Origin of the sequence: Avibacterium volantium (genome assembly GCF_049366555.1) — a bacterium.
In the GTDB taxonomy this organism is placed as follows: Bacteria; Pseudomonadota; Gammaproteobacteria; order Enterobacterales; family Pasteurellaceae; genus Avibacterium; species Avibacterium volantium_A.
The window spans coordinates 1-25,150 of the sequence record NZ_JBMMGT010000025.1 but is presented as its reverse complement, the minus strand read 5'-3'; the positions used below and the strand labels follow the sequence as shown (position 1 = coordinate 25,150).

The following is a 25,150-nucleotide window of genomic DNA, read 5'->3' as shown; positions in this document are numbered from 1 at the left end:
AAAAAGATGAAAATTTTTGACCGCACTTTATTATGCGGTCATTGCTGATTATACGGAATGAATATGCTGGAGAAGCACTTCATTAATACGCGATTGCCAACCTTTCCCTGTGGCTTTAAAGGCCTCAATCACTTCAGGTGATAAGCGAATAGTGATAATTTGTTTGGTTGGCGTTTTTTGTTTGCCCCTTACTTTCGGTTTTATATGTCCTTGCTTTTCCATTTCTGCTTGATGTGCAAGCACCATATTGACAAAATCATCAGTCATTGTTTCTTGTAATGATTTCATTTGTGTAAAATCGCTTTGCTGTAATTCCCGGGCTTCGCCTTCAGAATTAATCAGTGGTGTGTTTTTCTCTATTTTCATATTTTTTGATCTCCCTTGCATTTGCTTTACGGAAGCTAATAACTCGAATTCCTGTTTTTGTTGGTGTAAATACGAGAATGTGTAATCGCGCTGTTGTCCCCACATAACCAGCGGCTAAAAAACGCGGTTCAGGATAATCTTTTCTATCATCAGCGATAATCATTGCGCTATCCCAATGAAAATAGCGTGCCATTTCAAAAGAGAGTTGACGTTCTTCAATATTGCGCTGATTTTTCTTTTGATCAAATTCAATTTCCATTTTGAATGTTAAATCAAATAACCGTTTCTTTATTGTAAATACATTTTGCTAAATAACAAGTTTTTGTAAACATTTTTGGTAAAAAAACGATCTACAAGATCCGTAAAAATTCCTGTATAATCAACTACAATTTTTGTCTAATTTTTATTTGCTTGTGAGAATACACAATGCTTGAAACATCACAAACAATCCCTGAATTGGTTTCTTGGGCGAGAGAGCGAGAGTTTTCGCTGAATTTGCCTACCGATCGTTTGGCGTTTTTATTGGCCATTGCCATTTATAACAATGAGCGCTTAGACGGTGAAATGCTGGAAACGGATTTAGTGGATATTTTCCGCCATACGGCATCTGCCTTTGAGCAGTCTCCCGATAATATTGCCACCCGCGCCAATAATGCAATTAATGAATTGGTGAAACAACGCTTTCTCAATCGTTTTAGTAGTGAATTTACCGAGGGCTTGGCGATTTATCGTTTAACGCCGTTGGGCGTTGGGGTATCAGATTATTATATTCGCCAACGTGAATTTTCTGCCTTACGCCTTTCTGTTCAGCTTTCAATTGTGGCAGATGAAATTCAACGCGCTTCTGAAGCGGCGGAAGAAGGGGGCGATGAGCATCATTGGCGGCGTAATGTGTTTGCGCCATTAAAATATTCTGTGGCGGAGATTTTCGATAGCATTGATTTTTCCCAACGGGTGATGGACGAAAATCAGCAAAGTATTAAAGATGAAATCGCCGAGCTATTAACCAAAGATTGGCAAGCCGCTATTTCAAGCTGTGAACGTTTGTTAGATGAAACCTCAAGCAATCTGCGTGAATTGCAAGATACACTCAATTCCGCAGGGGATAAACTGCAAGCGCAATTATTGCGTATTCAAGATTGTGTGATCGGTCAGGAAAATCTTTATTTTATCGATCAGCTTATCATTGATTTGCAAGCAAAATTAGACCGCATTATCAGCTGGGGACAACAGTCTATTGACTTATGGATTGGCTATGACCGCCACGTGCATAAATTTATCCGTACCGCGATTGATATGGACAAAAATCGCGTCTTTTCACAGCGTTTACGTCAGTCTATTCAACAATATTTTGAAAACCCTTGGTACTTATGGACAGCACAGGCTGAGCGCTTAGTGGATTTGCGTGATGAAGAACTGGTGCTGCGTGAAGAAGATGCGCTAGGGGAACTGCCAGAAGAATTACAATACGAAAGTTTGGCAGATTTACACGATCAAATTGTAGAACATATGCAAAGCCTGTTAATTGCCTACCGTGAGCATAACCGTCCGATTGATTTGAGTTTAGTACTGAAAGAGCAGTTGGAAAATTACCCAGTTTCACGCCATTTTGATGTGGCACGAATTATTGTCGATCAGGCAATGCACTTAGGTATGGCAGGTGGTGATTTAACCGGTGCTTATCCGCAATGGCAAAAAATTAACGAGCAGGGCGCTGAAGTACAAGCCAATATCATTGATGAATATAACTAATTTTTAGAGAACCAAACTATGACAGAGCAGCTACAAGAGATACTTTCCGTAAAACAAGCGCAAGCTATTGCAAATCCCCTTTTTCCTGCGGTGGATAGCCAATTACGCGCGGGGCGACACATTAGTTTAGAGCAATTGGATAATCACGCCTTTTTGATGGATTTCCAAAACGAGCTAGATCAGTTTTATCGCCGTTACAATGTGGAATTAATTCGTGCGCCAGAAGGCTTTTTCTATTTGCGTCCCAAAGCCACCACGCTGATTGCACGTTCAGTGCTTTCTGAATTAGAAATGTTGGTCGGGAAAGTGCTGTGTTATTTGTATTTAAGCCCAGAGTGCCTTGCTCAACAAGGCATTTTCAGCACACAAGAAGTGTATGATGAATTGCTCAATTTGGCTGATGAAAGCAAGTTGTTAAAAGTGGTGAATCAGCGTTCTTCAGGTTCAGATTTAGATAAACAAAAACTGGCAGAAAAAGTCCGCGCTGCGTTAAATCGTTTACGCCGTTTAGGAATGATTTCAACAGTCGGCGATCAACATAGTGGAAAATTTGTGATTTCAGAAGCAGTATTCCGTTTTGGTGCTGAAGTGCGTGCTGGCGATGATCCAATGGAAGCGCAATTACGCTTAATCCGTGATGGGGAAGCCGCAACACCACAATCTTTACAAGATGAGAAAAGTGCGGGGCAAAATAGCGAAGAAATTGAAGAATTTGATGAAGAAGGGGAAGAATAATGACCAAAGAATTTGAATTAGAAAGCGATAATTTAACCCTTGAAAGCAAAGAAATGGAAAATCATCAAACCGAAGAATTAGATATTATGGAAACCGTATCGGTGCAACAGCAAGATACCGCCGCGCCTGTTGGGCAAAATGTAGAACGAGGAAAATTCCGCTCCCTCACACTGATCAACTGGAACGGTTTTTTTGCCCGCACTTTTGATTTAGATGAATTAGTCACCACCTTATCAGGGGGAAATGGAGCCGGGAAATCCACCACAATGGCCGGCTTTGTTACCGCCTTAATTCCTGATTTAACCCTATTGCATTTCCGTAACACCACTGAGGCAGGGGCAACCACAGGTTCACGAGATAAAGGTTTGCACGGCAAACTCAAACCAGGGGTTTGTTATGCGGTGTTAGATGCGGTGAATTCTCGTCATCAACGTGTTTTAGTGGGCGCACGTCTGCAACAAGTGGCAGGGCGCGATAAAAAAGTGGATATTAAAACCTTTTCTATTCAAGGCCTCCCCTTATCTTTAGCGCCAATTAGCGTCCTAACCGAAGTGGTAAGCGAGCGTCAAGCCCGAGTGTTGGCCTTAAACGAATTAAAAGAAAAAATCGAAACACTTGGTGCGCAATTTAAGCAATATCACTCAATCACCGATTATCACGGAATGATGTTTGATTTAGGCATTATTCCTAAGCGTCTGCGTTCGTCTTCTGATCGCAGCAAATTCTATAAATTAATCGAAGCCTCACTTTACGGTGGGATTTCCAGCGCTATTACTCGTTCTTTGCGTGATTATTTATTGCCAGAAAACTTAGGGGTGCGTAAGGCTTTCCAAGATATGGAAAGTGCTTTGCGCGAAAACCGTATGACCCTTGAGGCGATTAAAGTCACTCAATCAGATCGTGATTTATTCAAGCATTTAATTACTGAAACCACCAATTATGTGGCGTCAGATTATATGCGTAATGCCAACGAACGCCGCGGCAATGTGGAAAATGCTTTAGCGCACCGTAAAGAATGGTATTTAGCCAAATCGGAACGCGATTTATCGCAACATCGTTTGGTGGATTTTAGCCGTGAATTGGCGGAACTTAACGAAAGCGAACAAACCCTTGAAGTGGATCATCAAAGCGCCGTTGATCATCTGAATTTAGTACTGAATGCCTTGCGCCATCAAGAAAAAATCTCACGTTATCAAGATGATGTAGAAAGTTTACGGGAAAAATTAGAAGAGCAAAAATTTGCCGTAGAAGAAACCTCTGAACAGCACGAAGAAAGCCAAGCGCAGTTAGAACAGTATGAGCAAGAAGTGGATCAACTGCGTAGTCAATTGGCCGATTATCAACAAGCCCTTGATGCGCAACAAACCCGTGCGTTGCAATATCAACAAGCTATTCAAGCGCTTGAAAAAGCCAAAACCCTTTGTGGATTGGCAGATCTGTCCACCAAAAATGTGGAAGATTATTACGTTGAATTTGCCGCGCAGGCTGAAGATCTCACCAATAAAGTGCTGGATTTAGAGCAAAAAATGTCGATTTCTGAAATGGCGAAATCGCAGTTTGATAAAGCCTATCAACTCGTTTGCCAAATTGCTGGGGAAATGCCGCGTTCGGCAGCGTGGGAAAGTGCAAAAGCCTTGTTGCGTGAATATCCAAGCCAAAAAGTGCAAGCGCAACAAACGCCACAACTTCGTGCCAAATTACATGAATTAGAACAGCGTTATCAGCAACAACAAAGTGCGGTGCGTTTATTGAAAGAATTTAATCAGCGTGCAGAATTAGAACTCGAAACCGCCGATGAAATTGAAGAGTATTACGCCGAGCAAGAAAGCCTTGTTGATGAGCTAAATGAAGAATTGGCAGAGCAGGTGGAACAGCGCTCAACCTTGCGTCAAAAACGTGAACAGTTGAACGCGCGTTACAATGAAAATGCCAATAAAGCGCCAGCGTGGCTCACGGCCCAGTCTGCACTTGAGCGCTTGCAAGAACAAAGTCATAGCCAGTTTAGCGACAGCCAAGATGTGATGAATTTTATGCAATCGCTGTTGGTGAAAGAGCGTGAATTAACCATTAAACGCGATCAGTTAGAGCAAAAACGTCAGCAACTTGATGAGCAAATTTCCCGTTTAAGTCAGCCAGATGGTTCTGAAGATCCGCGCCTAAATGTGTTAGCAGAACGCTTTGGAGGAGTGTTGCTTTCTGAACTTTATGATGACGTGCCGATTGAAGATGCCCCTTATTTCTCTGCGCTATATGGCCCAGCTCGCCACGCGATTGTGGTACGCGATTTAGACGCGGTGAAAGCACAATTAGCCCAGCTTGAAGATTGCCCTGATGATTTATACCTTATCGAAGGGGATCCAAGTTCTTTTGATGACAGCGTATTGTCAGCCCAAGAGCTTGAGTTAGGGGTCGTGGTTCAGGTGTCGAACCGTGAATTACGTTATTCAAAATTCCCTGAAATTCCATTATTTGGCCGCGCCGCACGGGAAAAACATTTAGAAGCCTTGCAAATTGAACGTGATGAGGTGTCGGAACAATATGCAGAATGTGCCTTTGATGTGCAAAAATGCCAACGTTTACACGAACATTTCAGCCAATTTGTTGGTTTACACTTGGCCCTTGCATTCCAGCCAAACCCTGAAGAATTAATGGCAGAAATTCGCCGTGAACAAGGGGAAATTGAGCGTGAATTAGGGCAGTTTAGCACCACAGAACAACAAATTCGTCTTAAATTAGACAGTGCTAAGGAAAAATTACAGTTATTAAATAAACTGATTCCGCAGCTTTCTGTAGTTGATGATGAAAGTTTATTAGATCGCATTGAAGAATGTCGCGAACAGCTTGATTTAGCCGAGCAAGATGAACATTTTATCCGTCAATATGGCGTGACATTGTCACAGCTTGAGCCAATTGCCAACACATTACAAAGCGATCCTGAAAATTACGAACGCTTAAAAGCGGAATACGAACAAGCGGTTAATCAGCAAAAACAAGTACAGTTGCGTGTGTTTGCCTTGGCAGACGTGGCACAGCGTAAAGCACATTTTGATTACAAAGAAAGCGTGCAATCGGAAACCTCTGAATTAAATGAACAGCTGCGCAACCGTTTAGAGCAAGTGCAACAACAGCGCGAACAACAACGCGAGCAAGTTCGCCAAAAACAAGTGCGTTTTGCCCAATATAATCAAGTTTATATTGAGCTGCGCAGTTCTTATGAAGAAAAAAATAAAGTGCTCAATGAGCTACTTGAAGAAATCAGTCAGCTTGGTGTGCGCGCAGATGACGGGGCAGAGCAACGCGCTCAAACACGCCGTGATGAATTATCACAGCAACTTGCTACCGTGCGTAATCGCCGCCGTTATTTAGAAAAACAATTAACCCTAATTGAAAGCGAAAGCGAAAATCTTAACCGCCGAATTCGTAAAGCTGAACGTGATTACAAAACACAGCGCGAATTGGTGGTTGCGATGAAAGCCAGCTGGTGTGTGGTGTTGCGTTTATCACGCAATAGTGATGTAGAAAAACGCTTAAACCGCCGCGAACTCGCTTATCTTTCTGCTGATGAATTGCGTTCAATGTCGGATAAAGCTCTTGGGGCGTTGCGTACTGCCGTGGCTGACAATGAATACCTGCGCGATGCTCTGCGTTCATCAGAAGATAATCGTAAACCAGAAAACAAAGTGCGGTTCTTTATTGCGGTTTATCAGCATTTGCGTGAGCGTATTCGTCAAGACATCATCAAAACGGACGATCCAATTGATGCGATTGAACAAATGGAAATCGAATTATCTCGCCTGACTGCAGAATTAACCAACCGCGAGAAAAAATTGGCGATTAGCTCCGAAAGTGTGGCGAACATTATGCGTAAGACTATTCAGCGTGAGCAAAATCGTATTCGTATGCTTAACCAAGGGCTACAAAATATTGCCTTTGGTCAGGTGAAATCGGTGCGTTTAGTGGTGAATATTCGTGATACTCACGCAATGTTGCTAGACGCGCTTTCCGATCGCCAAGATGATTATCAAGATTTATTCTCAGATAACCGTATTACCTTCTCCGAAGCCATTGCGAAATTGTATCAGCGCTTAAATCCGCATATTGATATGGGGCAGCGTACGGCACAAACCATTGGTGAAGAATTGTTGGATTACCGCAATTACCTTGATTTGGAAGTAGAAGTCTATCGTGGCGCAGACGGCTGGTTGCGTGCGGAAAGTGGCGCATTATCAACAGGTGAAGCCATCGGTACTGGTATGTCGATCTTGTTAATGGTAGTGCAAAGCTGGGAAGAAGAAAGCCGTCGTATTCGTGGTAAAGACATTGTGCCTTGTCGCTTATTATTCCTTGATGAAGCGGCGCGTTTAGATGCGAAATCCATTTCAACCTTGTTTGAGCTTTGCTCTCGCTTGGATATGCAATTATTAATTGCCGCGCCTGAAAACATTAGCCCAGAGAAAGGGACAACCTATAAACTGGTGCGTAAGATTTTTGGTAACCAAGAAATGGTTCAAGTGTCCGCCTTACGCGGTTTTGGCGCAACGGAATAGAATAGGCAATAAACAAAAGTGCGGTGCAAAAATACAAAATTTTTCACCGCACTTTACTCGTTATCTTTTCACTTTAAATCTCGCAAGGAAATAAAATGCACTATTTATTTCTCGCCATTGCTTGCAGCATTGCGGTGTCTGTACTGCTAAAAGTCGCTCGCCGATTCAACGTGGTGATCGAGCAAGCAATCGCCTTCAATTATCTTATCGCACTTTTACTCAGCTATTTTTTATTACAGCCGAACTTTCAAGGGCAAGGCTTTACCGATTTTATCGTACAAAATGAAAATAACGCGATTTTCCTGAGTTTAGGCTTATTGCTGCCTAGCGTGTTTATCATTATGTCAAAAGCCGTTGAATTTGCAGGCATTGTGCGTTCTGATGCAGCGCAGCGTTTATCTTTATTTTTGCCTATTTTGGCAGCGTTTGTATTATTTGGCGAACGGCTCAGCCAATCGCGTATTATCAGCTTAATCTTGGCGTTTTCAGCATTGTTTTGTTTAATCAATAAACCGCGCGAGCAAGGGCTTTCGGTTAAAGGCGGATTGAGCTTGCTCACTGTGTGGTTTGGTTATGGTGTAATTGATATTTTATTCAAGCAGACCGCCAAAATGGGCAGCGCCTTTCCAACCACCTTGTTTATTGCCTTTGCCTTAGCAATGTGCGTAATGTTTATGTATTTATTGATTAAACGAACCCAGTGGAATGGGGCGAGTTTGTTAGCCGGCATTGTACTCGGTGGGCTAAATTTTATGAATATTCTATTTTATATTCGTGCTCATCAAAGTTTTAGCCAAAATCCAACCCTTGTTTTTGCGGGAATGAATATTGGCGTGATTTGTCTTGGCACGCTTGTGGGTGCAATAGTATTCAAAGAAAAAATAAGCAAAATCAATGGGGTAGGCGTGGTACTTGGAATTTCTGCCATTCTCAGCCTATTTTATTTAGAACCTTTTTTGACAAGGTAAGATAATGCAAGATAATTTCAGTTTTTTTGTTTACGATTACGAAAGTTTTGGGGTAAATCCAGCCACGGATCGTCCTGCACAATTTGCCGGAATTCGTACAGATAAGGATTTTAATATTATTGGCGAGCCTGTGATGTTCTATTGCAAGCAAACCAATGATTATTTGCCCTCGCCAACCGCGGTGATGGTAACGGGCATCACGCCACAGCAATGCAATGAGCAAGGCTTGCCTGAACCTGAATTTTCTGCGCGAATTTTGCAAGAATTCTCTCAACCAAACACTTGTGTTATGGGCTTTAATAATATCCGTTATGATGATGAAATGACCCGTTATACCTTTTATCGGAATTTTATCGATCCTTACGAATATAGCTGGAAAAATGGCAATTCTCGTTGGGATTTGCTGGATTTAGTGCGTGCCTGTTATGCTTTGCGACCTGATGGCATAAACTGGGTTTATGATGATGACGGAATGCCATCTTTCCGCTTAGAAAATTTAACTAAAGCTAATGGAATAGAGCATAGCAATGCCCACGATGCGATGGCTGACGTGTATGCAACCATTGAAATGGCGAAATTAATCAAGGAAAAACAGCCAAGATTATTCCAGTTTTTCTTTGAGCATCGCGATAAAAAATCCCTTGAAGCAATGATTAACACCGCAGAAATGACGCCATTGGTTCACGTTTCAGGAATGTTGGGGAATTATCGTGGTAACACTACTTGGATTGCCCCGCTTGCGTGGCACCCAACCAATAAAAATGCTGTTATTGTGTGTGATTTAGATAGCAATATTGATGATTTACTCAATAAAAGTGCGGAAGAATTACGCCAAAATTTATATACCAAAAAAGCGGAATTGGAAGAACAGGGCATTTTGCCTGTGCCATTAAAATTGGTGCATATTAATAAATGCCCAATTCTTGCCCCCGCGAAAACCTTATTACCCGAAAATGCTCAGCGTTTAGGCATTGATCGCCAGCGTTGTTTGGATAATCTCGCGAAATTGCGTGCGAACACAGAAATTCGCGATAAAGTGCTACAAATTTTTACTGACGAGCGGGTATTTGAGCCAAGTGATAATGTGGAAACGGAATTATACAGTGGTTTTTTTGGCATTAATGATAAAAATAATATGGCGATTTTGCGTGATTTACCGCCTGAAAAACTCTCAGAACACAATTTGACATTCCAAGATAAGCGAGTAGAGGCGTTGTTATTCCATTACCGTGCGCGGCATTTCTATAAAACCTTGAGCAGAGCAGAGCAGGTGCGATGGGATAAATACCGCCGTAACAAGTTAGAAAAAAGTGCGGTGCAATTTGAGCAAGAATTACAAAGCCTTGTGGAAGAAAATCAAAATCACCCTGAAAAATTGGCATTGTTGCAGCAAGTTTATCAATATGGGGTGAAATTATTGGGTTAGACTTGTGATGCTGTAACAATCTGATTAAATTTTGCTAAATTGCGTAAAATAAAAAATCGAGTAATCTAACTGCTCGATTTTTTTATTTTTCGCGTAGCGCAATCATTTAGCCTTAATAAAGTAAGGCTAAAAAGCGGAAAATCATTAAATAGCTTAACTAAGCTTATTCCAGTTATTGTTTTTAAGCTCTCAAAAATAGCAGATAAGTAAAATCATCGTAAAGATTATAGATTTTGTTTCATTGATTTTTAATTCAATTAAGCAAGACTAGATTTTTATCTAGCGTTATTTTTACCACCATATTAATCTACGTCATTCTTTAACTTTTCTTTACATTTCATCATTGACAGTGCGTAACTCATAAAATCTAAGCGTTACAGTGTGGTCAAAAACCTTAATTTTACCTTGTTTAACTAGTAAAAGTGATCTGTGTATAAGTCTGTGATTTTATTAATCCGTAGTTTTTGCTAACCTGATAACTGATTTCGCATAATGTATATTATGTTAAATAATATAAATATAAAAGTAACTTTTGTACCGCTATTTTTTGTCATATCCTACAGCATATCTTTATGGCGTTTTTAATGTTTCGACTTGGAATCTTTTCTTCGGTTATTCTTTATATGAAATATCTTTTCAGTGGATTTATGATGATGAGATCATTTAGATTTGATTTTCGCAATGAATATAAAATGAATATTAGTGAGATTTAAGAAATCTTTAAGATTTGAGTCTTAAAAAATATAGGAAAAGCCTGCCTATCAATTTGTTACAACGTTACAAAAATAACTAGCGAAAATTGGTAAAGATGAGAAAAATAAGGATTTTGTTTAAATAAAGAAATATAAAAAAACGCCTGCGCTATTTATTTAGCACTGGCGCTTAAAAGGAATTAAGTACAGCAAAGAATTAATCAACAAAACGTAATTTTGGAGAAGATTTCTTACTCGATGGTTTTTCTGTTGTTTCAGGTTTATCTACGGCCTCAACAAAGCTTAACGGTTGTTCATCTTTAATTTCATCTTGTTGAATAGAAAGATCATCTTCGAACTCTTCTGGTTCAAACATAATGCCATCGCCGCTTTCTCTTGCATAAAGCGCAATTAACGCCCCCATAGGAATAAAGATTTCTTGCGGTATGCCTTGAAAACGTGCATTAAATTGAACGAAATCATTGGTTAATTGCAAGTTTCCTGTTGCATTCATTGAAATATTCAGCACAATCTGCCCATCTTTCACATATTCAACAGGCACTTTCACGCCAGCATAAGTGGCATCAACAGCCAAGTACGGCGTGCAATCATTGTCTATCAACCAATCATAATAAGCTCTTAAAACATAAGGGCGTTTCGGTGAGAATTTACGTTCCATAACTACTCTCTTTTATTTATCATCCATTAGGTTTTTAGGTGCTGCTTCGCCTACGGATTGCTTGAAAGAATCTCTTTGGTACACGCGTTCCATATAATTTTTAATCGCTTTACTTCCTGCGCCTGTAAATTGAATTCCTAATTTCTGCATACGCCATAATAACGGCGCAATATAGCAATCTACCAAGCTAAACTCTTCGCTCATAAAATAAGGAGTTTGGTTGAAAATTGGTGCAATGGCTAATAATTCTTCTTTTAATTGTTTGGCAGCCTGCTCTTTTTCAGCGTCATCACCTTGCTCAATTTGGTTTAATAAAGAATACCAATCCTGTTCAATTCTTAGCATTAATAAACGGCTTTTACCGCGCGATACAGGATAAACAGGCATTAATGGCGGGTGTGGAAAGCGCTCATCAAGGTATTCCATAATAATACGGGAATTAAATAGCACTAAATCACGATCTACCAAAGTTGGCAATGTGCCATAAGGGTTTAACTCCATTAAATCTTCTGAAACAGAACCGGGTTCAATTTCTTCCATTTCATAAGGCACGCCTTTTTCCGCCAAAACAATACGGACTTGATGGCAATAAATATCATCTTTATTAGAAAAAAGGGTCATTATTGAACGTTTATTTGCTGCACTACTCATTTATTCCTCCGCTAACCTGTTACTTGTCAATCAATTAAAATTAAAGGCGAATATTTTACCATAATTTATAGGGAAATAGCTAAGTAAATTTGTTGTATAGCGTGCTATATTGTTGATTATAAATTGAATTTTTCTTGAAAATGATTGATTTGAGAAATTTAGAAAATTAGAAAAGAAAAATGGCAAGTAAAAACTTGCCATTTGAACTGCATTTGAATAAGAAACGATTAACGTTTTGAGTATTGTGGGCGACGACGTGCTTTGTGTAAACCCACTTTTTTACGTTCAACGCGACGAGCATCACGAGTAACAAAGCCTGCTGCGCGTAATGCTGGACGTAATGTTTCATCATATTCAATTAATGCACGAGTGATACCGTGACGGATTGCACCCGCTTGACCAGAAATACCACCACCTTTAACTGTGATGTATAGGTCTAATTTATCAGTTAATTCAACCAACTCTAATGGTTGACGTACGATCATACGAGAAGTTTCGCGACCGAAATAAACGTCTAATTCGCGTTGGTTAATAGTGATTTTACCACTGCCCGGTTTGATAAATACACGAGCTGAAGAGCTTTTGCGGCGACCTGTGCCGTAGTTTTGATTCTCTGCCATTTTTCTCACCTCGTGATTAAATATCTAAAACTTGTGGTTGTTGTGCTGCGTGTTCGTGGTTAGGACCAGCGTACACTTTCAATTTACGATACATTGCGCGACCTAATGGGCCTTTTGGCAACATACCTTTAACCGCAATTTCAATCACAGCTTCTGGACGGCGAGCAATCATTTCTTTAAATGTCGCTTGTTTGATACCACCTACATAGCCAGTGTGCCAGTAGTAAATTTTATCGCTTTCTTTTTTGCCGGTTACAGCAACTTTGTCCGCATTGATAACGATGATGTAATCACCTGTATCAACGTGTGGAGTATATTCAGCTTTATGTTTACCACGAAGGCGACGTGCTAATTCAGTCGCTAAACGACCTAAAGTTTTACCTGTCGCATCTACTACATACCAGTCGCGTTTAACCGTTTCTGGTTTTGCTACAAAAGTTTTCATTAATTAATTACCAATAAAATAATATTAATACCCAGTGTTCAAATTTGAACACAACCATGAATCTCAATCTGCACCCCTTCGAGTGGATCTCGATAAAATAATGTGTGGTGGGAAAGCCGACACATTCACAGGGTCGGGCGATTATACAAGAGCTTTAACAAAAAAACAAACGAAAAAAAGCACCGCACTTTGAAATTCCTAGGAAATTTCTAGTATTTTTACGCATTTGATGTTTCATCTTTTATTTTTGAGCATTTACCCGATCCCATTCCAAGAAAAAGTTTCAAACAAGCGTTGCCATTGTTCATCTAAAGGTGCGGTGATTTTTAACCGATTTTTTGTTATAGGGTGGCTAAACGCAAGCGTTTCTGCGTGTAACATTAGCCGTTGCACGCCAGTATGTTCGGTTAAAGCACGGTTTTGATGCAAATCGCCATATTGCGTATCCCCTAAAATAGGGTGAAAAATATGCTTTAAGTGACGACGTAACTGATGTTTTCTGCCCGTATGTGGAATGAGCCTAACTAAAGAATAGCGGCTGGTTTGATAACGCCCTACCCCATAAGGCATTTCCACTGTTTTTAAGCCTTCATAATCCGTGATCGCCTCTTGCGGTGCTTTATCTTGCTGAGCAAATTTATCGGCGATTTTATCTAATTGAACTCTCAGCGGATAATCAATTCTGCCCTGCTCTTTCAAATACCCACGCACCACCGCCAAATAGCTTTTTTCCACCTGCTTTTGTTCAAATTGTTCGCACAACAATTTGGCAATTTCCCCATTCAAAGCAAACAGCAATACGCCAGATGTCGGGCGATCTAAACGATGAATAGGAAAAACGTGCTGCCCAATTTGATCGCGCAAAGTTTGCATCACAAATTGGGTTTCGTGGCGATCAAGCCAGCTACGATGCACCAACATTCCCGCTGGCTTGTTCACCGCGACCAAATATTCATCTTGGTAAAGAATATTAAGCGCGGTCATTTTGAGCGTTGCAAATTTCTTCGATGGCTTTCAACGGCTCAATTAAGCGTTGCACATCCACAATATCCTTTTCTTTTAAGGCTTCTTCAATATAAGGCACAATCGCCATTTTGTGCGGTAATGGTTCGTTGCTTTCAATAATGGCATACATTCTCGGAATAAACACCCATTGCAACCATTCGTGCGCATTCATTGTGTCGATACAAAACGGCTCAACGCTGTCAAATGCCGCCGCTTCAGGTGCAACGGCTTGCCAAAGGGCTAATTCTTCCATTGCTTTTTGTAATTGTTGTAACTGATATTTTGTTTGTTCACGCATTGTGGATTCCTTAATTTGCTTTCTCATCTTATTCTGCCTAAAATGTGGCGTTCACCTTTAGTGCAGAAACAAAGGCGTTATGATACCACAAAGCTAAGTACGAAAAAACGCAATCGCTTTCCTATAAATTAAGGCAGAGAATGTATTTAATTGAAGCTTTTTTTACCCTTACCGACCCCAACAATGCGGTTTACCCATTGATTAATCAAGTGATTGAACAATGGCGTTATAATGGGCAAATTCTTGGGCGAGAAATTCCCCTTTTTCACGCTGAATTAGAAAACCAGCAAGGCATTGCTGTGCGAGTGGTTTGCCCCGAACAACAAAGCCTGTTGCCCGAATTTAATAATTCAGTGGTACAAAATGCCTTAGATGTGGCACAACGTGCGGGGATAAATTTTGATAGTTTTCAAGTGATTGCTGATGACCTAAATTCTGATCTCACTTATCAAGGCGAGCGACCAAGCTGGCAGGTGCTTTACACTACCTATTTGCAATCTTGCTCACCGTTGCACAGTGGCGATGATAACTTGCCTATTCCACTGTATAAATTTTTCAAAAATGCACCGCACTTGAGTTTAGATCTCATTAAATGGCAAGAAAATTGGCAGGCTTGCGATCAGTTACAAATGAACGGCACCGCCCTAGAAAGCCAAGCCATTGCTGAAATTTCTGATTTGCACAGCAATTTATCCAAACACGGTTATGCCTTATGCCAAGAAATTGAACAACACACTGGCATTCCAACTTACTATTATTTATATCGCATTGGTGGCGAAAGTTTGCAAGCCGAACAACAACGTCGTTGCCCAAGCTGTCATAAAAATTGGGCATTAAAAACACCGCTCTTTGATCTGTTTGATTTTAAATGTGATCAGTGCCGATTGGTATCCAACCTTTCTTGGCACTGGCAATAAGGAAAAATATGGATTACAACCACGAAAGTTTACACGCCTTAAAATTAGGGCAAGAAACAAAATATGCACAACATTACGACCGCACTTTATTGCAAGCCGTGCCGCGTCAATTAAACCGCGCACAGCTTGGGATTGTGGAAAATCAGCCCTTTACTTTTGGCGCAGATATTTGGACGGCTTATGAAATCTCTTGGCTTAATCCCAAAGGCGTGCCACAAGTGGCGATTGCGGACGTGGAAATTGATTTCCGCAGTGAAAATTTAATTGAATCTAAAAGTTTTAAGCTTTATCTCAACAGCTTCAATCAAAGCCATTTTGACAGCTTCGAGCAGGTGCAACAGCTCTTGCAGCAAGATCTGGCTGATTGCGCCAAAGGGCAAGTCAAAGTGCGGTTAAATTCTTTGCAAAATTACCACCGCACTTTCATTGACAGCTTGCAAGGAGATTGTATTGATGATCAGGATATCGAAATCCGAGATTATCAATTCAATCCCAATTATTTAGAACATTGCACGCACGCAGAACAGGTGGAAGAACATTTGGTGAGCCATTTGCTTAAATCAAATTGTTTAATCACTCAGCAACCAGACTGGGGATCGTTACAAATTCATTATGTGGGGAAACGGATTGATCGCGAGAAATTATTGCGCTATTTGGTTTCTTTCCGTCAGCATAACGAATTTCACGAACAATGCGTTGAGCGAATTTATTGTGATCTAATGCATTTTGCTCAGCCAGAAAAGCTCACCGTTTACGCCCGTTACACACGTCGCGGTGGGTTGGACATTAATCCGTTCCGCTCGAATTTTGAAGCCGTGCCGCACAATGTGCGCTTAGCCAGACAATAGGAGGTCGCAATGGCAAATATTCATTATGTGAATCCTCGTGGGAGTATGGAACAGCTCTCGCATCTTGAAGTGGAATTGCTCACCAAGCAAGCCAAAAGCGAGCTATATCAGCTGTATCGCAACTGCTCGCTTGCGGTGCTAAATTCTGGTGCGGTTACCGATGACAGCCGCAAGTTATTAAATCAATATCCTGATTTTGATATTGAGCTGGTGGCGACAGAACGTGGTATCACCCTCAAGTTACACAATCCGCCAGAAAGTGCCTTTGTGGATCAACATATTATCCGCAATATTCAATATCACCTTTTTGCCGTCCTGCGTGATATTGTGTTCGTGAATGTGCTAAGCCAACGGATTAATCCTTGCGATATTCAAGACAGCGTGCATATCACCAACCAAGTGTTTTCCATTTTGCGTAATGCCAAAGCCTTGATTGTGGGCGAATTGCCGAATTTGGTGGTGTGCTGGGGAGGTCATTCCATCAATCAAATTGAATACCAATATTGTCGCGCGGTGGGGTTAGAATTAGGTCATCGTGAATTAAATATCATCACAGGCTGCGGGCCAGGTGTGATGGAAGCACCGATGAAAGGCGCGGCAATTGGCCATTCCAACCAACGCTATAAAAACAGCCGTTTTATTGGCATCACCGAGCCTTCAATCATTGCTTCTGAGCCGCCTAACCCAATTGTTAATGAGCTGATCATTATGCCTGACATTGAAAAGCGTCTTGAAGCCTTTGTGCGTATGGGGCACGGCATTATTATCTTCCCTGGCGGCCCTGGGACATTCGAGGAATTGCTGTATATCCTTGGAATTAAGCTCAACCCAGAAAATCAAGCGCAAGCTATCCCACTCATTTTAACTGGGCCAAAAGAAAGTGCGGATTATTTTGCCACGATTGATCGCTTTATTGGCGAAACCTTAGGGAAAGAAGCGCAATCCTTGTATAAAATCATCATTGATGATCCTGTGGCAGTAGCACGTCATATGAAATCTTCAATAGAAGAAATTCGTCATTTACGCTATGAAAATAATGATTCTTATGGCTTTAATTGGTCATTGAAAATTGATCCTGAATTTCAACAGCCATTTATCCCAACCCACGAAAATATGGCAAATTTAGATTTGCATATGAATCAAAGCAAAGTAAGCCTTGCCGCTAATCTTCGCCGTGTATTTTCTGGCATTGTAGCGGGCAACATTAAGCCTGATACGCAAGATCGCATCGCTGAACTAGGCAAATTCCAGCTAAAAGGGGATAAAGATTTAATGGAAAAAGTGGACAACGTGCTACAAGATTTCATCACCCAACACCGAATGAAACTGCCAGACGGCGAGGCTTATGAGCCTTGTTATGAGATTATTTCCTATTCATAACAAGAATGAAAAAGGTTGCACTATATTTTCTCAGTTTGGAATGTCAGAATAAGGGGGCAAATCCCCTTTTTGGGTTGAGCAAATAATGAAAAAATTTGCTGTAATTCCAACCGCACTTTCTGATTAAGTTGTTCTGCGAGTGGTAAATATGTGACAATCTGTTCATCACATTTGCTTTCGAGTTGGCTCATTAATAAACGTTCTGCGTACATACCTGAATGATAATAATGTAACGCCCCGGGCAAATTGTCCTCAAACAATGTACCAATTTGACAACAATCTGCCAGTATTGCCATCAATGCAGCGTCTTCACCGCCAAATTTTTGGAATAACATATCTTGCGGATAACCACCGCAAGCTAAAAACAATCGTCTTCTGAACACTTTATTACTTGCTACAATCAAGCATAAACGATACCAAGCCTCAGAAAATCCCGGGTGATCTAAATATTGTTGCGGAAAATCTAAGGGATAAAGTGGTAAGCAAATTCCCCCCAATTGAGCAAGCTGAGAAAAGATAAAAGGGGCATTTTCCAATGCACCAGCTTGATAGGCATCATCTGCATCAAGAAAGGCGATCAAATCCGCTTCACTTTGTAAAGCTCCCCAATTTCTTGCTTTAGCAACACCGCTGTTATGCGGCATTTTTTCAATACGAATACGCTTATCAGATTGTGCAAGGCGTTGCATTTGATCCCAAGTGTTATCTATTGATCCATCATCAATCAACCAGACATATTGCACACATTGATGTTGCAAAACACTTTTGACTGCACGAATTAAGGTTTTTTGTGCATTGTAGCAAGGAATAATCACATCTAATGTTAAACTAGTTTGATTGATGGTTTTTGTATCATTTTCACCGTACATATTAAAAACCTTTAACTCCTTAACCCAACCCCACGGCTAATCAGATAATAGGCGATGCCGTAAAGTGCGGTGATAAAAATGCCTAAAACGCTGAAGGTGTAAACAAGGCTGACATCTTGAATGCCGAGAAAACCGTAGCGGAAGCCGCTGATCATATAAACAATGGGGTTAAATTTTGACACTACTTGCCAGAAAGGTGGCAGTAAGGAAATGGAATAAAATACGCCGCCGAGATAGGTTAATGGTGTTAAAACAAAAGTGGGGATAATGCTAATGTCATCAAAAGAGCGTGCGAAAACTGCATTGATCAAGCCTCCTAGTGCAAAACTTGCGGTGGTGAGTAATAAAGTGGCAAGAATTACCGTCCAAGAATAAATCTGTAATGGCACGAAAAATAGCGAAACCAAGGTAACGAGAATGCCAACACTCAATCCGCGCGCCATTCCGCCAGCCATATAGCCTAAAATAATAATGTGCGGTGAAGTTGGCGAAATTAGCAGTTCTTCTACGTTACGGGCAAATTTTGTGCTGTAAAAAGATGATGCCACGTTGGCGAAAGAATGGGTTAAGGCAGACATCATAATCAGCCCCGGTACGATAAATTGCATATAGCTAAAGCCGTGCATTTCGCCAATACGATGGCCAATCAGCTGGCCAAAAATCACAAAATATAAGGTCATTGTGATCACCGGCGGCACAAGGGTCTGCACCCAAATTCGGGTAAAACGGCGTACTTCTTTCACAAAAATGGTTTGAAAGGCAACCCAAGCTAAACTCATTATTGCACTCCTTTATTCAATGCCATTGAAACAAATAATTCTTCTAAACGATTGGCTTTATTACGCATACTCAACACTTGCACGCCTTGTTGCGTCAGTTGTGAAAATAGCTGATTTAAACCCTGCTCTCTTTTCACTTCCACTTCAAGCGTATTGTTATCTAGCCAAGTGACGTTGTAACCCATTATTTCAGGCTTAACCGCTTGCGGCGCTAAATCAAAAATAAAGGTTTCTGTTTCCAGCTTCACCAATAAGGCTTTCATTGACATATTTACCACTAAACGCCCGTGCTGAATAATGCCAATATGGCGACAGAGCATTTCCGCTTCTTCCAAATAATGTGTGGTAAGAATAATCGTTGTGCCTTGGTGATTTAGCTCACGCAAAAACTCCCACATTGTGCGGCGCAGTTCAATATCCACGCCTGCCGTTGGCTCATCAAGAATCAGCAATTTAGGGTGATGCATTAAGGCGCGCGCAATCATTAAACGGCGCTTCATTCCCCCTGAAAGTTGGCGTGATTGCTGATGGCGTTTATCCCACAAATCCAGCTTTTTCAGCCATACTTCCGCGCGCACTAAAGCCTCTTTGCGTGGAATACCATAATAACCCGCTTGATTGGTGAGAATATCAATCACGCGTTCAAATTGGTTAAAGTTAAACTCTTGTGGCACTAAACCGATATTCTGTTTTAGCTGGCTTGGATTGCTATCCAAATCCGCGCCAAACACTTTCACATCACCTGATGTTTTATTCACCAAAGAACAAATAATCCCAATGGTAGTGGATTTTCCCGCGCCATTATGCCCAAGCAGCGCATAAAAATCCCCTGCTTCAACACTCAGATCAATGCCGTGCAAGGCTTTGACCCCGTTTTTATATTCTTTGGTTAATCCTTTGATTTCTAATGCTAACATTCAATGTTCCGTTAAATTTATTAAAATTTTGCACCGCACTTTTTAAATCATAAGTAAACAAAGTGCGGTGCAAATTTCGCTGATTTTTGACTTAAATTTTACTCACGTGAAATAAATCCAAATTAATGCAATCTGGCGTGCCGTAAAATTTAGCAAGGGCTTGGCGTAAGGTTTCTGCGCGTTTTGGCAACCCTTTTTCCGCATAGATTTTCACCTGTTGATAAACCGCTTGCTTAAAGGGCTGAGTATCCCCTGTTTCACCGTTTAAATTATCACTGCTAGCGAAATAGCGAAACCCTGCGGCGGTGGCTAAAATCCACTCTAACGCTTGTGGCTTTACTTCCACTAGCTCAAATTCTCGCTGGCGTTGTTCAGAGCGTCCGTCAGGTTCGTACCAATAACCAAAATCTTCTAATTTACGCCGCTCTTTACCTGCAATCAGCCAGTGCGAAATCTCGTGCAAGGCGCTGCTATAAAAACCCCGCGCAAAATAAATGGCATTGTAAGGGCAGTCTTCATTCGCTGGCACATAAAGCGGTTCATCGCCCCCTTTAACCAATTTGGTATTATATTCTTGCTCAAAGCATTGATTAAAAATGGCAATAATATCTTCTAAACGATGTTCCATCACAACTCCAAAAAATAATAAGGCACAAAGTCTGTGCCTGAAAATTTGAAAACGCCCTATTTTAACATTTATGGCGGTTTAGCTACATTAATTATTTTAAAGGGCGGACACATCGGCCCGCCCCTACACTCGTATATAATGATAACTGATTGTAATTAAATAAATTTTCGTAGGGACAGACCGATGTGTCTGCCCGAAAAAACATTTATTTCAAGCTATCACTTTGTTGCAACGCTTCAATACGTTTTTCCAACGGTGGGTGGCTTAAAAATAAAGAAGCTAAGCCGCCTGTTCTGCCGTTAATACCGAAAGCCGCAAATTGCCCTTCCATTTGTTGTGGTTCGTGAAGTTGTTGTAAGCGGCGTAATGCGGCGATCATTTTTTGTTTGCCGACTAAATGGGCTGAGCCTGCGTCCGCACGATATTCACGATAACGTGAGAACCACATTGCGATCATACTCGCCAAGAAACCGAACACCACTTCTAGCACCATTGAAACTAAGAAATAAATTCCGCTGCTGCTTTCGCCGTTGTCATTGCGATTGCTCGCCACCACGTTGGCAATAAGACGAGAAATAAAAATCACGAAAGTATTTAGCACGCCTTGTAGCAACGTCATTGTAACCATATCGCCATTTTGGATATGGCTAATTTCGTGCGCTAGCACCGCTTCGGCTTCGTCTTTGGTCATTGCGTTGAGCAATCCTGTACTCACGGCAACCAGAGAGTTGCTTTTACTTGCGCCAGTGGCAAAGGCATTGACGTCCGCAGAATGGTAAATCGCCACCGTTGGCATTGGAATATTAGCTTCGCGCGCCTGCGTAGCCACGGTGTTTAATAACCAACGCTCTTGCTCTGTACGCGGCTGTTCGATCACTTGCCCATTGACCGATTTTAACGCCATTGTTTTGGATAAAAACAGGGAAATTAATGATCCGCTGAAACCAAACAACGCAGCCATAATGAGTAACCCACTGGCATCTTGGGCGCGGATTCCCGTTAAACTCAAAATAATGTTGAAAACGATCAACACCGCCATATTCGTGGCTAAAAATAATAAAATTCGCATCATAAAACGTTCCTCGCTGTGAGTATGTAGTTGATTATCCAATAAATGATTAAAGGAATAACCAATATAATTATAAATTTTGTAATTTCAAGATTTAACAGATCAGTTTTCCCATAAACTCATCTGTTTTTCTTCTTGTTGCTCGGGTAAATTAACCTGTAAGCCGATTAATCGAATGGATTTATTTTGACGGCGCTGCCAAATTTGCGCCAATAAGGCACGGAAATTTTCTTGCGAAAAATCCACCGCACTTTTTTCTAAGGTGGTGATTTGGAAATCATCGAATTTTAACTTCACGCCAATTTTGCGTAATTTTTGCAAAGGCAAACCAGGGCAAGCTCGCTGCACACGGCGCACTAATTGATCATAAAGCTGATTTAGCACGGCCTCACCTTGTTCAAGTGCGGTGATATTTTTCAATAACGTGGTTTCCACCCCTACGGATTTACGCAACCGCTCGGGCTGCACTTCCCTTTCATCAATGGCGTGGCTAAAATTCCAAATACGCTGTCCGCTCTTGCCGAGTTGATTGAGCAATAAATGCTGTTCAAATTGTTGCACATCGGCACAGGTTTTTAAGCCCATTTCCAATAAGCGCTGGGTGGTCACTTTTCCCACACCGGGAATGGCACTAAGCGGCAGGTTGCGAACGAATTCGTCCACATCATCTGGCTCAATCACAAACTGCCCATTCGGCTTATTTTTATCAGAAGCGATTTTAGCCAAAAATTTTAACGGCGCTACGCCAGCAGACGCAGTAAGCTGAGTTTCAGCAAAAATGGTTTGGCGAATTTCTTGTGCAATCCAAGTGGCTGAGCCGGAACATTGCTGACAATCCGTGACATCTAAATAGGCTTCATCTAAAGATAAAGGTTCAACCAAATGGGTATAACGATGAAATATTTGCTGAATTTGTTGCGATACCTGTTTATACAACGGCATATTCACCGGTAATAAAATCAAATTTGGGCAACGTTTTAGGGCTTGTGCCGTTGGCATTGCACTATGCAAACCAAATTTTCTAGCTTCATAATTGCAAGTGCTTAACACGCCACGTTGCTCAGATGAACCGCCCACCGCCACAGGTTTGCCTTTAAGATGCGGTTTATCACGCAGCTCAATAGAAGCATAAAAGCAATCCATATCAATATGAATGATTTTTCTTGTTTTTGACATTGTGGCGTAAATTTCTAGAAAAAATAATGGATAAAGTGCGGTGCAAAATTGGTAATATTTTACTTGTTTTTAAAGCAAATCGAAAATAACAAAAGTGCGGTAAAAAATTAGGGCGAATTTTTCGCCCTAATTAAAAAGAGTTAGCCAACCCAAACGAATTTGGCAATAAAGAGTAAGGCAACCACCCAAACTGGTGCATTGACTTCTTTCCAGCGTCCTGTGCAAACTTTCATCACACAGTAGCTAATAAAGCCAAAGGCAATACCTTCCGTAATGGAATAAGTGAACGGCATCATTGCTGCGGTGATAAAGGCAGGTGTGGCTTCGGTCAAATCTTCCCATTGAACACGAATTAAGCTTGAGGCCATTAAAATCCCCACATAAACCAACGCGCCTGCGGTGGCATAAGGTGGCACAACGCTCGCTAATGGCGAGAAGAAAATGGTTAATAAGAACAGCACGCCAACTACAACTGCCGTCATTCCCGTGCGTCCACCCACGGAAACACCAGCGCCACTTTCAATGTAAGTACTGATTGCAGATGTGCCGATGTACGACCCCGCCACGGCGCTCACACTATCCACATAAAGGGCTTGTTTCATTTTCGGGAAACGTCCTTTCTCATCGCTGATCCCTGCTTTGTCTGTTACACCCAACAAAGTGCCTGAAGAATCGAATAAATTCACCAATAAGAAAGAGAAAATAATGCCGAGCAAGGCGGTATCTAATGCGCCGACAATATCCACTTTGCCCACCACTGGCTCAAGGCTTGGTGGCATTGAAATGATCCCGTGAAACACAACGCTATCATCAAATAATAAGGCTAAAGTTGTAACCACTGCGATGGAGATCAACACGCCAGAATAAATATTGCGTGCCGCTAGCACAACGATAATAAAGAAGCCCAAAATCCCCATTAACACTTGCGGATTGTGTAGCTCACCTAATGCCACTAAAGTTGCTGGGTTTGCCACCACTAGGCCCATATTTTTAAAGCCGATCAGGGAGATAAAAAAGCCAATCCCCGCCCCGATGCCGACGCGTAAACTGAGCGGAATTGATGCCATTAACCAATAGCGAATTTGGAACAGCGTTAGCACTAATAAGCCAACCGATCCCCAAAAGATCGCCCCCATTCCCACTTGCCACGAGTAGCCCAATTTGCTCACCACTACATAAGCGAAAAAGGCGTTCAACCCCATCGCAGGCGCAAGGGCAATAGGCAAATTACTGAACAAGCCCATCGCGATCGTACCAAATGCCGCGATTAAACAGGTGGTAACAAACACTACTTGTTTATCCATTCCCGCATCACCTAACACGGACGGATTAACAAAAACGATATAAACCATCGTGAAGAAAGTGGTGATCCCCGCGATAATTTCTGTTTTTGCTGTGGTATTTTTTTGCTTGAGTTTAAAAAGTTTTTGTAGAAAAGACTGATTTTCCATTTTTTAATCCAGATTAGTTGATAAAAAAGATGAAAAACGCAACTTAAAGAAGGGTGTTTTTCCTGCCAATTCTAGCAGAAAGCAAACGATTTCGCGATAGGTTTTCGCAAATTTTTTTGATGAAAATACAATAGTTCGGAAGTTTATTTTTTCCCTATCACACCTTTCTATTCTACTTTCTACTCTCCTCAGCTTTACAGCGCAGAATTTCTATATTTTGCACATCACCCAGTTTTCATAAGATACACCATATTTGATAATTTAAAGGTTGCTGTCTTTTAAGAATTGTGATCGCTATCACTGTTTTTAGCTTGTTTTTTCATTAATTTATCTTATGATGATAACGTGGTTTTTATTGAACATATTTTACCTGTACAACAGCATATCAATCCCCCTTTGGAGAGGTTAATTTGTGCGCATAAAACATTTCTTTAGCGTGATCTATCAGATAATTTTTCTTATTAAAAAAGCCTTGATACATATTTATACAACTATTTGTCCTGGGCATAAGATGGTGATATTGTTATATTTTATACTATTCTATCAGGCATGGCCTGTGTTATTTGATAAATTTACAATAGAGTATCAAACCTATAAAAATATTGATGTTATCGTTCAAGATTATAGAATGAATGGAAGACTAAATAAGTACAAAACAATTCAGCAAATAAATAATAAATGTTATTATAAACATTGTGGTTTATTAGAAAACGGAGAATATAAATTATCAGAGATAAAATTTATCACCATACAGGGAAAGGAAGAAATATTTTCTTTTTGCACAAATCAACATTGCTTCTTGAATATAGATATTGAGAGAAAAAAAGTAAACTTAAGATATGAAGCCAAATTAGCTGCTTGGGTAGCATTATGTCTAATAATCATATCTTATATAGAAAGTCTAGTTGTAATACGTAATGAAAGACGTAAAA

At 40.8% G+C, this 25,150-nt stretch carries 23 protein-coding genes and 1 pseudogene; 9 read left to right on the top strand and 15 right to left on the bottom strand.

Annotated features, from left to right (window positions below):
- Positions 1 to 48 precede the first annotated feature (48 nt).
- Both ACLS0A_RS08635 and ACLS0A_RS08630 read right to left on the bottom strand, forming a co-directional pair.
- Entirely contained in the window at positions 49 to 366 is a 318-nt protein-coding gene (locus tag ACLS0A_RS08635) for a BrnA antitoxin family protein (protein ID WP_416083102.1), read from the bottom strand.
- Positions 335 to 625 (bottom strand): BrnT family toxin, encoded by a 291-nt coding sequence (locus ACLS0A_RS08630; RefSeq protein ID WP_265753878.1) that lies wholly within the window; start codon positions 623 to 625, stop codon positions 335 to 337. Before ACLS0A_RS08630 ends, ACLS0A_RS08635 begins: the two co-directional genes overlap by 32 nt.
- Before the next feature lie 167 nt (positions 626 to 792).
- Between ACLS0A_RS08630 and mukF the strand changes: the two genes are divergently transcribed.
- The 5 genes and pseudogenes from mukF (at position 793) to sbcB (ending at position 9,794) form a co-directional block, all read left to right on the top strand.
- Positions 793 to 2,118, top strand: a complete 1,326-nt coding sequence (mukF, locus tag ACLS0A_RS08625) for a chromosome partition protein MukF (protein WP_416083101.1) — start codon at positions 793 to 795, stop codon at positions 2,116 to 2,118.
- A gap of 18 nt (positions 2,119 to 2,136) precedes the next feature.
- A complete protein-coding gene (mukE, locus tag ACLS0A_RS08620) occupies positions 2,137 to 2,853 on the top strand; it encodes a chromosome partition protein MukE (RefSeq protein WP_416083100.1) in 717 nt (238 codons plus the stop codon).
- A gap of 137 nt (positions 2,854 to 2,990) precedes the next feature.
- Positions 2,991 to 7,400: pseudogene (mukB, locus tag ACLS0A_RS08615) on the top strand (chromosome partition protein MukB); the annotation flags it as partial.
- Between the two features lie 95 nt (positions 7,401 to 7,495).
- The gene (locus ACLS0A_RS08610) at positions 7,496 to 8,368 is read left to right on the top strand and encodes an EamA/RhaT family transporter (protein ID WP_416083099.1); all 873 of its coding nucleotides are present in this window, start codon (positions 7,496 to 7,498) and stop codon (positions 8,366 to 8,368) included.
- 4 nt (positions 8,369 to 8,372) lie between these two features.
- A complete protein-coding gene (gene sbcB / locus ACLS0A_RS08605; protein WP_416083098.1) occupies positions 8,373 to 9,794 on the top strand; it encodes an exodeoxyribonuclease I in 1,422 nt (473 codons plus the stop codon).
- A 909-nt stretch (positions 9,795 to 10,703) separates the two neighbouring features.
- Here the strand turns inward: sbcB and ACLS0A_RS08600 are convergent.
- The 6 genes from ACLS0A_RS08600 to ACLS0A_RS08575 all read right to left on the bottom strand — a co-directional run bounded on the left by ACLS0A_RS08600 (position 10,704) and on the right by ACLS0A_RS08575 (position 14,184).
- Complete coding sequence (locus ACLS0A_RS08600) at positions 10,704 to 11,165, bottom strand: ClpXP protease specificity-enhancing factor (protein WP_416083097.1); 462 nt, start codon at positions 11,163 to 11,165, stop codon at positions 10,704 to 10,706.
- A 12-nt stretch (positions 11,166 to 11,177) separates the two neighbouring features.
- Positions 11,178 to 11,816 (bottom strand): stringent starvation protein SspA, encoded by a 639-nt coding sequence (sspA, locus tag ACLS0A_RS08595; protein ID WP_416080945.1) that lies wholly within the window; start codon positions 11,814 to 11,816, stop codon positions 11,178 to 11,180.
- 227 nt (positions 11,817 to 12,043) lie between these two features.
- Positions 12,044 to 12,436, bottom strand: a complete 393-nt coding sequence (rpsI, locus tag ACLS0A_RS08590; RefSeq protein WP_017806615.1) for a 30S ribosomal protein S9 — start codon at positions 12,434 to 12,436, stop codon at positions 12,044 to 12,046.
- 16 nt (positions 12,437 to 12,452) lie between these two features.
- The gene (rplM, locus tag ACLS0A_RS08585) at positions 12,453 to 12,881 is read right to left on the bottom strand and encodes a 50S ribosomal protein L13 (RefSeq protein WP_017806616.1); all 429 of its coding nucleotides are present in this window, start codon (positions 12,879 to 12,881) and stop codon (positions 12,453 to 12,455) included.
- A 255-nt stretch (positions 12,882 to 13,136) separates the two neighbouring features.
- On the bottom strand, positions 13,137 to 13,865 hold the full coding sequence (gene truC / locus ACLS0A_RS08580; protein ID WP_416083096.1) for a tRNA pseudouridine(65) synthase TruC: 729 nt from the start codon (positions 13,863 to 13,865) through the stop codon (positions 13,137 to 13,139).
- A complete protein-coding gene (locus tag ACLS0A_RS08575) occupies positions 13,852 to 14,184 on the bottom strand; it encodes a YqcC family protein (RefSeq protein ID WP_416083095.1) in 333 nt (110 codons plus the stop codon). The genes truC and ACLS0A_RS08575 overlap by 14 nt, the downstream gene beginning before the upstream one ends.
- A gap of 140 nt (positions 14,185 to 14,324) precedes the next feature.
- On the opposite strand from ACLS0A_RS08575, the gene ACLS0A_RS08570 reads away from it, so the two are divergent.
- Genes ACLS0A_RS08570 through ppnN form a run of 3 tightly spaced genes read left to right on the top strand, consistent with a single transcriptional unit; the run spans position 14,325 to position 17,329 of the window.
- A complete protein-coding gene (locus tag ACLS0A_RS08570) occupies positions 14,325 to 15,101 on the top strand; it encodes a Zn-ribbon-containing protein (RefSeq protein ID WP_416083094.1) in 777 nt (258 codons plus the stop codon).
- An 8-nt stretch (positions 15,102 to 15,109) separates the two neighbouring features.
- A complete protein-coding gene (gene queF / locus ACLS0A_RS08565; protein WP_416083093.1) occupies positions 15,110 to 15,949 on the top strand; it encodes an NADPH-dependent 7-cyano-7-deazaguanine reductase QueF in 840 nt (279 codons plus the stop codon).
- A gap of 9 nt (positions 15,950 to 15,958) precedes the next feature.
- Entirely contained in the window at positions 15,959 to 17,329 is a 1,371-nt protein-coding gene (gene ppnN / locus ACLS0A_RS08560; RefSeq protein ID WP_416083092.1) for a nucleotide 5'-monophosphate nucleosidase PpnN, read from the top strand.
- Between the two features lie 20 nt (positions 17,330 to 17,349).
- Here ppnN and ACLS0A_RS08555 read toward each other — a convergent pair whose 3' ends face one another.
- The 7 genes from ACLS0A_RS08555 to ACLS0A_RS08525 form a co-directional block, all read right to left on the bottom strand.
- Positions 17,350 to 18,198 carry a glycosyltransferase family 2 protein gene (locus ACLS0A_RS08555; RefSeq protein ID WP_416083091.1) on the bottom strand — a complete coding sequence of 283 codons (849 nt, stop codon included), beginning with the start codon at positions 18,196 to 18,198 and terminating at the stop codon, positions 17,350 to 17,352.
- 11 nt (positions 18,199 to 18,209) lie between these two features.
- On the bottom strand, positions 18,210 to 18,980 hold the full coding sequence (locus ACLS0A_RS08550) for an ABC transporter permease (protein ID WP_404833781.1): 771 nt from the start codon (positions 18,978 to 18,980) through the stop codon (positions 18,210 to 18,212).
- Complete coding sequence (locus ACLS0A_RS08545; protein ID WP_416083090.1) at positions 18,977 to 19,894, bottom strand: ABC transporter ATP-binding protein; 918 nt, start codon at positions 19,892 to 19,894, stop codon at positions 18,977 to 18,979. The genes ACLS0A_RS08550 and ACLS0A_RS08545 overlap by 4 nt, the downstream gene beginning before the upstream one ends.
- A gap of 91 nt (positions 19,895 to 19,985) precedes the next feature.
- The gene (locus ACLS0A_RS08540; protein WP_416083089.1) at positions 19,986 to 20,522 is read right to left on the bottom strand and encodes an elongation factor P hydroxylase; all 537 of its coding nucleotides are present in this window, start codon (positions 20,520 to 20,522) and stop codon (positions 19,986 to 19,988) included.
- A gap of 205 nt (positions 20,523 to 20,727) precedes the next feature.
- Positions 20,728 to 21,594 carry a protease HtpX gene (htpX, locus tag ACLS0A_RS08535; RefSeq protein WP_103852826.1) on the bottom strand — a complete coding sequence of 289 codons (867 nt, stop codon included), beginning with the start codon at positions 21,592 to 21,594 and terminating at the stop codon, positions 20,728 to 20,730.
- Positions 21,595 to 21,693: 99 nt separating this feature from the next.
- Complete coding sequence (dinB, locus tag ACLS0A_RS08530; RefSeq protein WP_416083088.1) at positions 21,694 to 22,767, bottom strand: DNA polymerase IV; 1,074 nt, start codon at positions 22,765 to 22,767, stop codon at positions 21,694 to 21,696.
- A 140-nt stretch (positions 22,768 to 22,907) separates the two neighbouring features.
- Entirely contained in the window at positions 22,908 to 24,218 is a 1,311-nt protein-coding gene (locus tag ACLS0A_RS08525; RefSeq protein WP_416083087.1) for an NCS2 family permease, read from the bottom strand.
- 556 nt (positions 24,219 to 24,774) lie between these two features.
- Here ACLS0A_RS08525 and ACLS0A_RS08520 point away from each other — a divergent pair.
- Positions 24,775 to 25,150 (top strand): hypothetical protein (locus ACLS0A_RS08520; RefSeq protein WP_423111574.1); only part of this gene is annotated, 376 nt, incomplete at its 3' end.

Excerpts from the sequence above, each read along its gene's own strand:
- ACLS0A_RS08610 (WP_416083099.1), top strand. The coding sequence starts at position 7,496 with ATGCACTATTTATTTCTCGCCATTGCTTGCAGCATTGCGGTGTCTGTA.
- mukE (WP_416083100.1), top strand. The coding sequence starts at position 2,137 with ATGACAGAGCAGCTACAAGAGATACTTTCCGTAAAACAAGCGCAAGCT.
- ACLS0A_RS08575 (WP_416083095.1), bottom strand. The coding sequence starts at position 14,184 with ATGCGTGAACAAACAAAATATCAGTTACAACAATTACAAAAAGCAATG.
- ACLS0A_RS08630 (WP_265753878.1), bottom strand. The coding sequence starts at position 625 with ATGGAAATTGAATTTGATCAAAAGAAAAATCAGCGCAATATTGAAGAA.
- htpX (WP_103852826.1), bottom strand. The coding sequence starts at position 21,594 with ATGATGCGAATTTTATTATTTTTAGCCACGAATATGGCGGTGTTGATC.
- sbcB (WP_416083098.1), top strand. The coding sequence starts at position 8,373 with ATGCAAGATAATTTCAGTTTTTTTGTTTACGATTACGAAAGTTTTGGG.
- rplM (WP_017806616.1), bottom strand. The coding sequence starts at position 12,881 with ATGAAAACTTTTGTAGCAAAACCAGAAACGGTTAAACGCGACTGGTAT.
- dinB (WP_416083088.1), bottom strand. The coding sequence starts at position 22,767 with ATGTCAAAAACAAGAAAAATCATTCATATTGATATGGATTGCTTTTAT.
- truC (WP_416083096.1), bottom strand. The coding sequence starts at position 13,865 with ATGACCGCGCTTAATATTCTTTACCAAGATGAATATTTGGTCGCGGTG.
- ACLS0A_RS08635 (WP_416083102.1), bottom strand. The coding sequence starts at position 366 with ATGAAAATAGAGAAAAACACACCACTGATTAATTCTGAAGGCGAAGCC.
- sspA (WP_416080945.1), bottom strand. The coding sequence starts at position 11,816 with ATGAGTAGTGCAGCAAATAAACGTTCAATAATGACCCTTTTTTCTAAT.
- ACLS0A_RS08570 (WP_416083094.1), top strand. The coding sequence starts at position 14,325 with ATGTATTTAATTGAAGCTTTTTTTACCCTTACCGACCCCAACAATGCG.
- ACLS0A_RS08555 (WP_416083091.1), bottom strand. The coding sequence starts at position 18,198 with ATGTACGGTGAAAATGATACAAAAACCATCAATCAAACTAGTTTAACA.
- mukF (WP_416083101.1), top strand. The coding sequence starts at position 793 with ATGCTTGAAACATCACAAACAATCCCTGAATTGGTTTCTTGGGCGAGA.
- ppnN (WP_416083092.1), top strand. The coding sequence starts at position 15,959 with ATGGCAAATATTCATTATGTGAATCCTCGTGGGAGTATGGAACAGCTC.
- ACLS0A_RS08540 (WP_416083089.1), bottom strand. The coding sequence starts at position 20,522 with ATGGAACATCGTTTAGAAGATATTATTGCCATTTTTAATCAATGCTTT.
- ACLS0A_RS08525 (WP_416083087.1), bottom strand. The coding sequence starts at position 24,218 with ATGGAAAATCAGTCTTTTCTACAAAAACTTTTTAAACTCAAGCAAAAA.
- ACLS0A_RS08600 (WP_416083097.1), bottom strand. The coding sequence starts at position 11,165 with ATGGAACGTAAATTCTCACCGAAACGCCCTTATGTTTTAAGAGCTTAT.
- ACLS0A_RS08545 (WP_416083090.1), bottom strand. The coding sequence starts at position 19,894 with ATGTTAGCATTAGAAATCAAAGGATTAACCAAAGAATATAAAAACGGG.
- rpsI (WP_017806615.1), bottom strand. The coding sequence starts at position 12,436 with ATGGCAGAGAATCAAAACTACGGCACAGGTCGCCGCAAAAGCTCTTCA.
- queF (WP_416083093.1), top strand. The coding sequence starts at position 15,110 with ATGGATTACAACCACGAAAGTTTACACGCCTTAAAATTAGGGCAAGAA.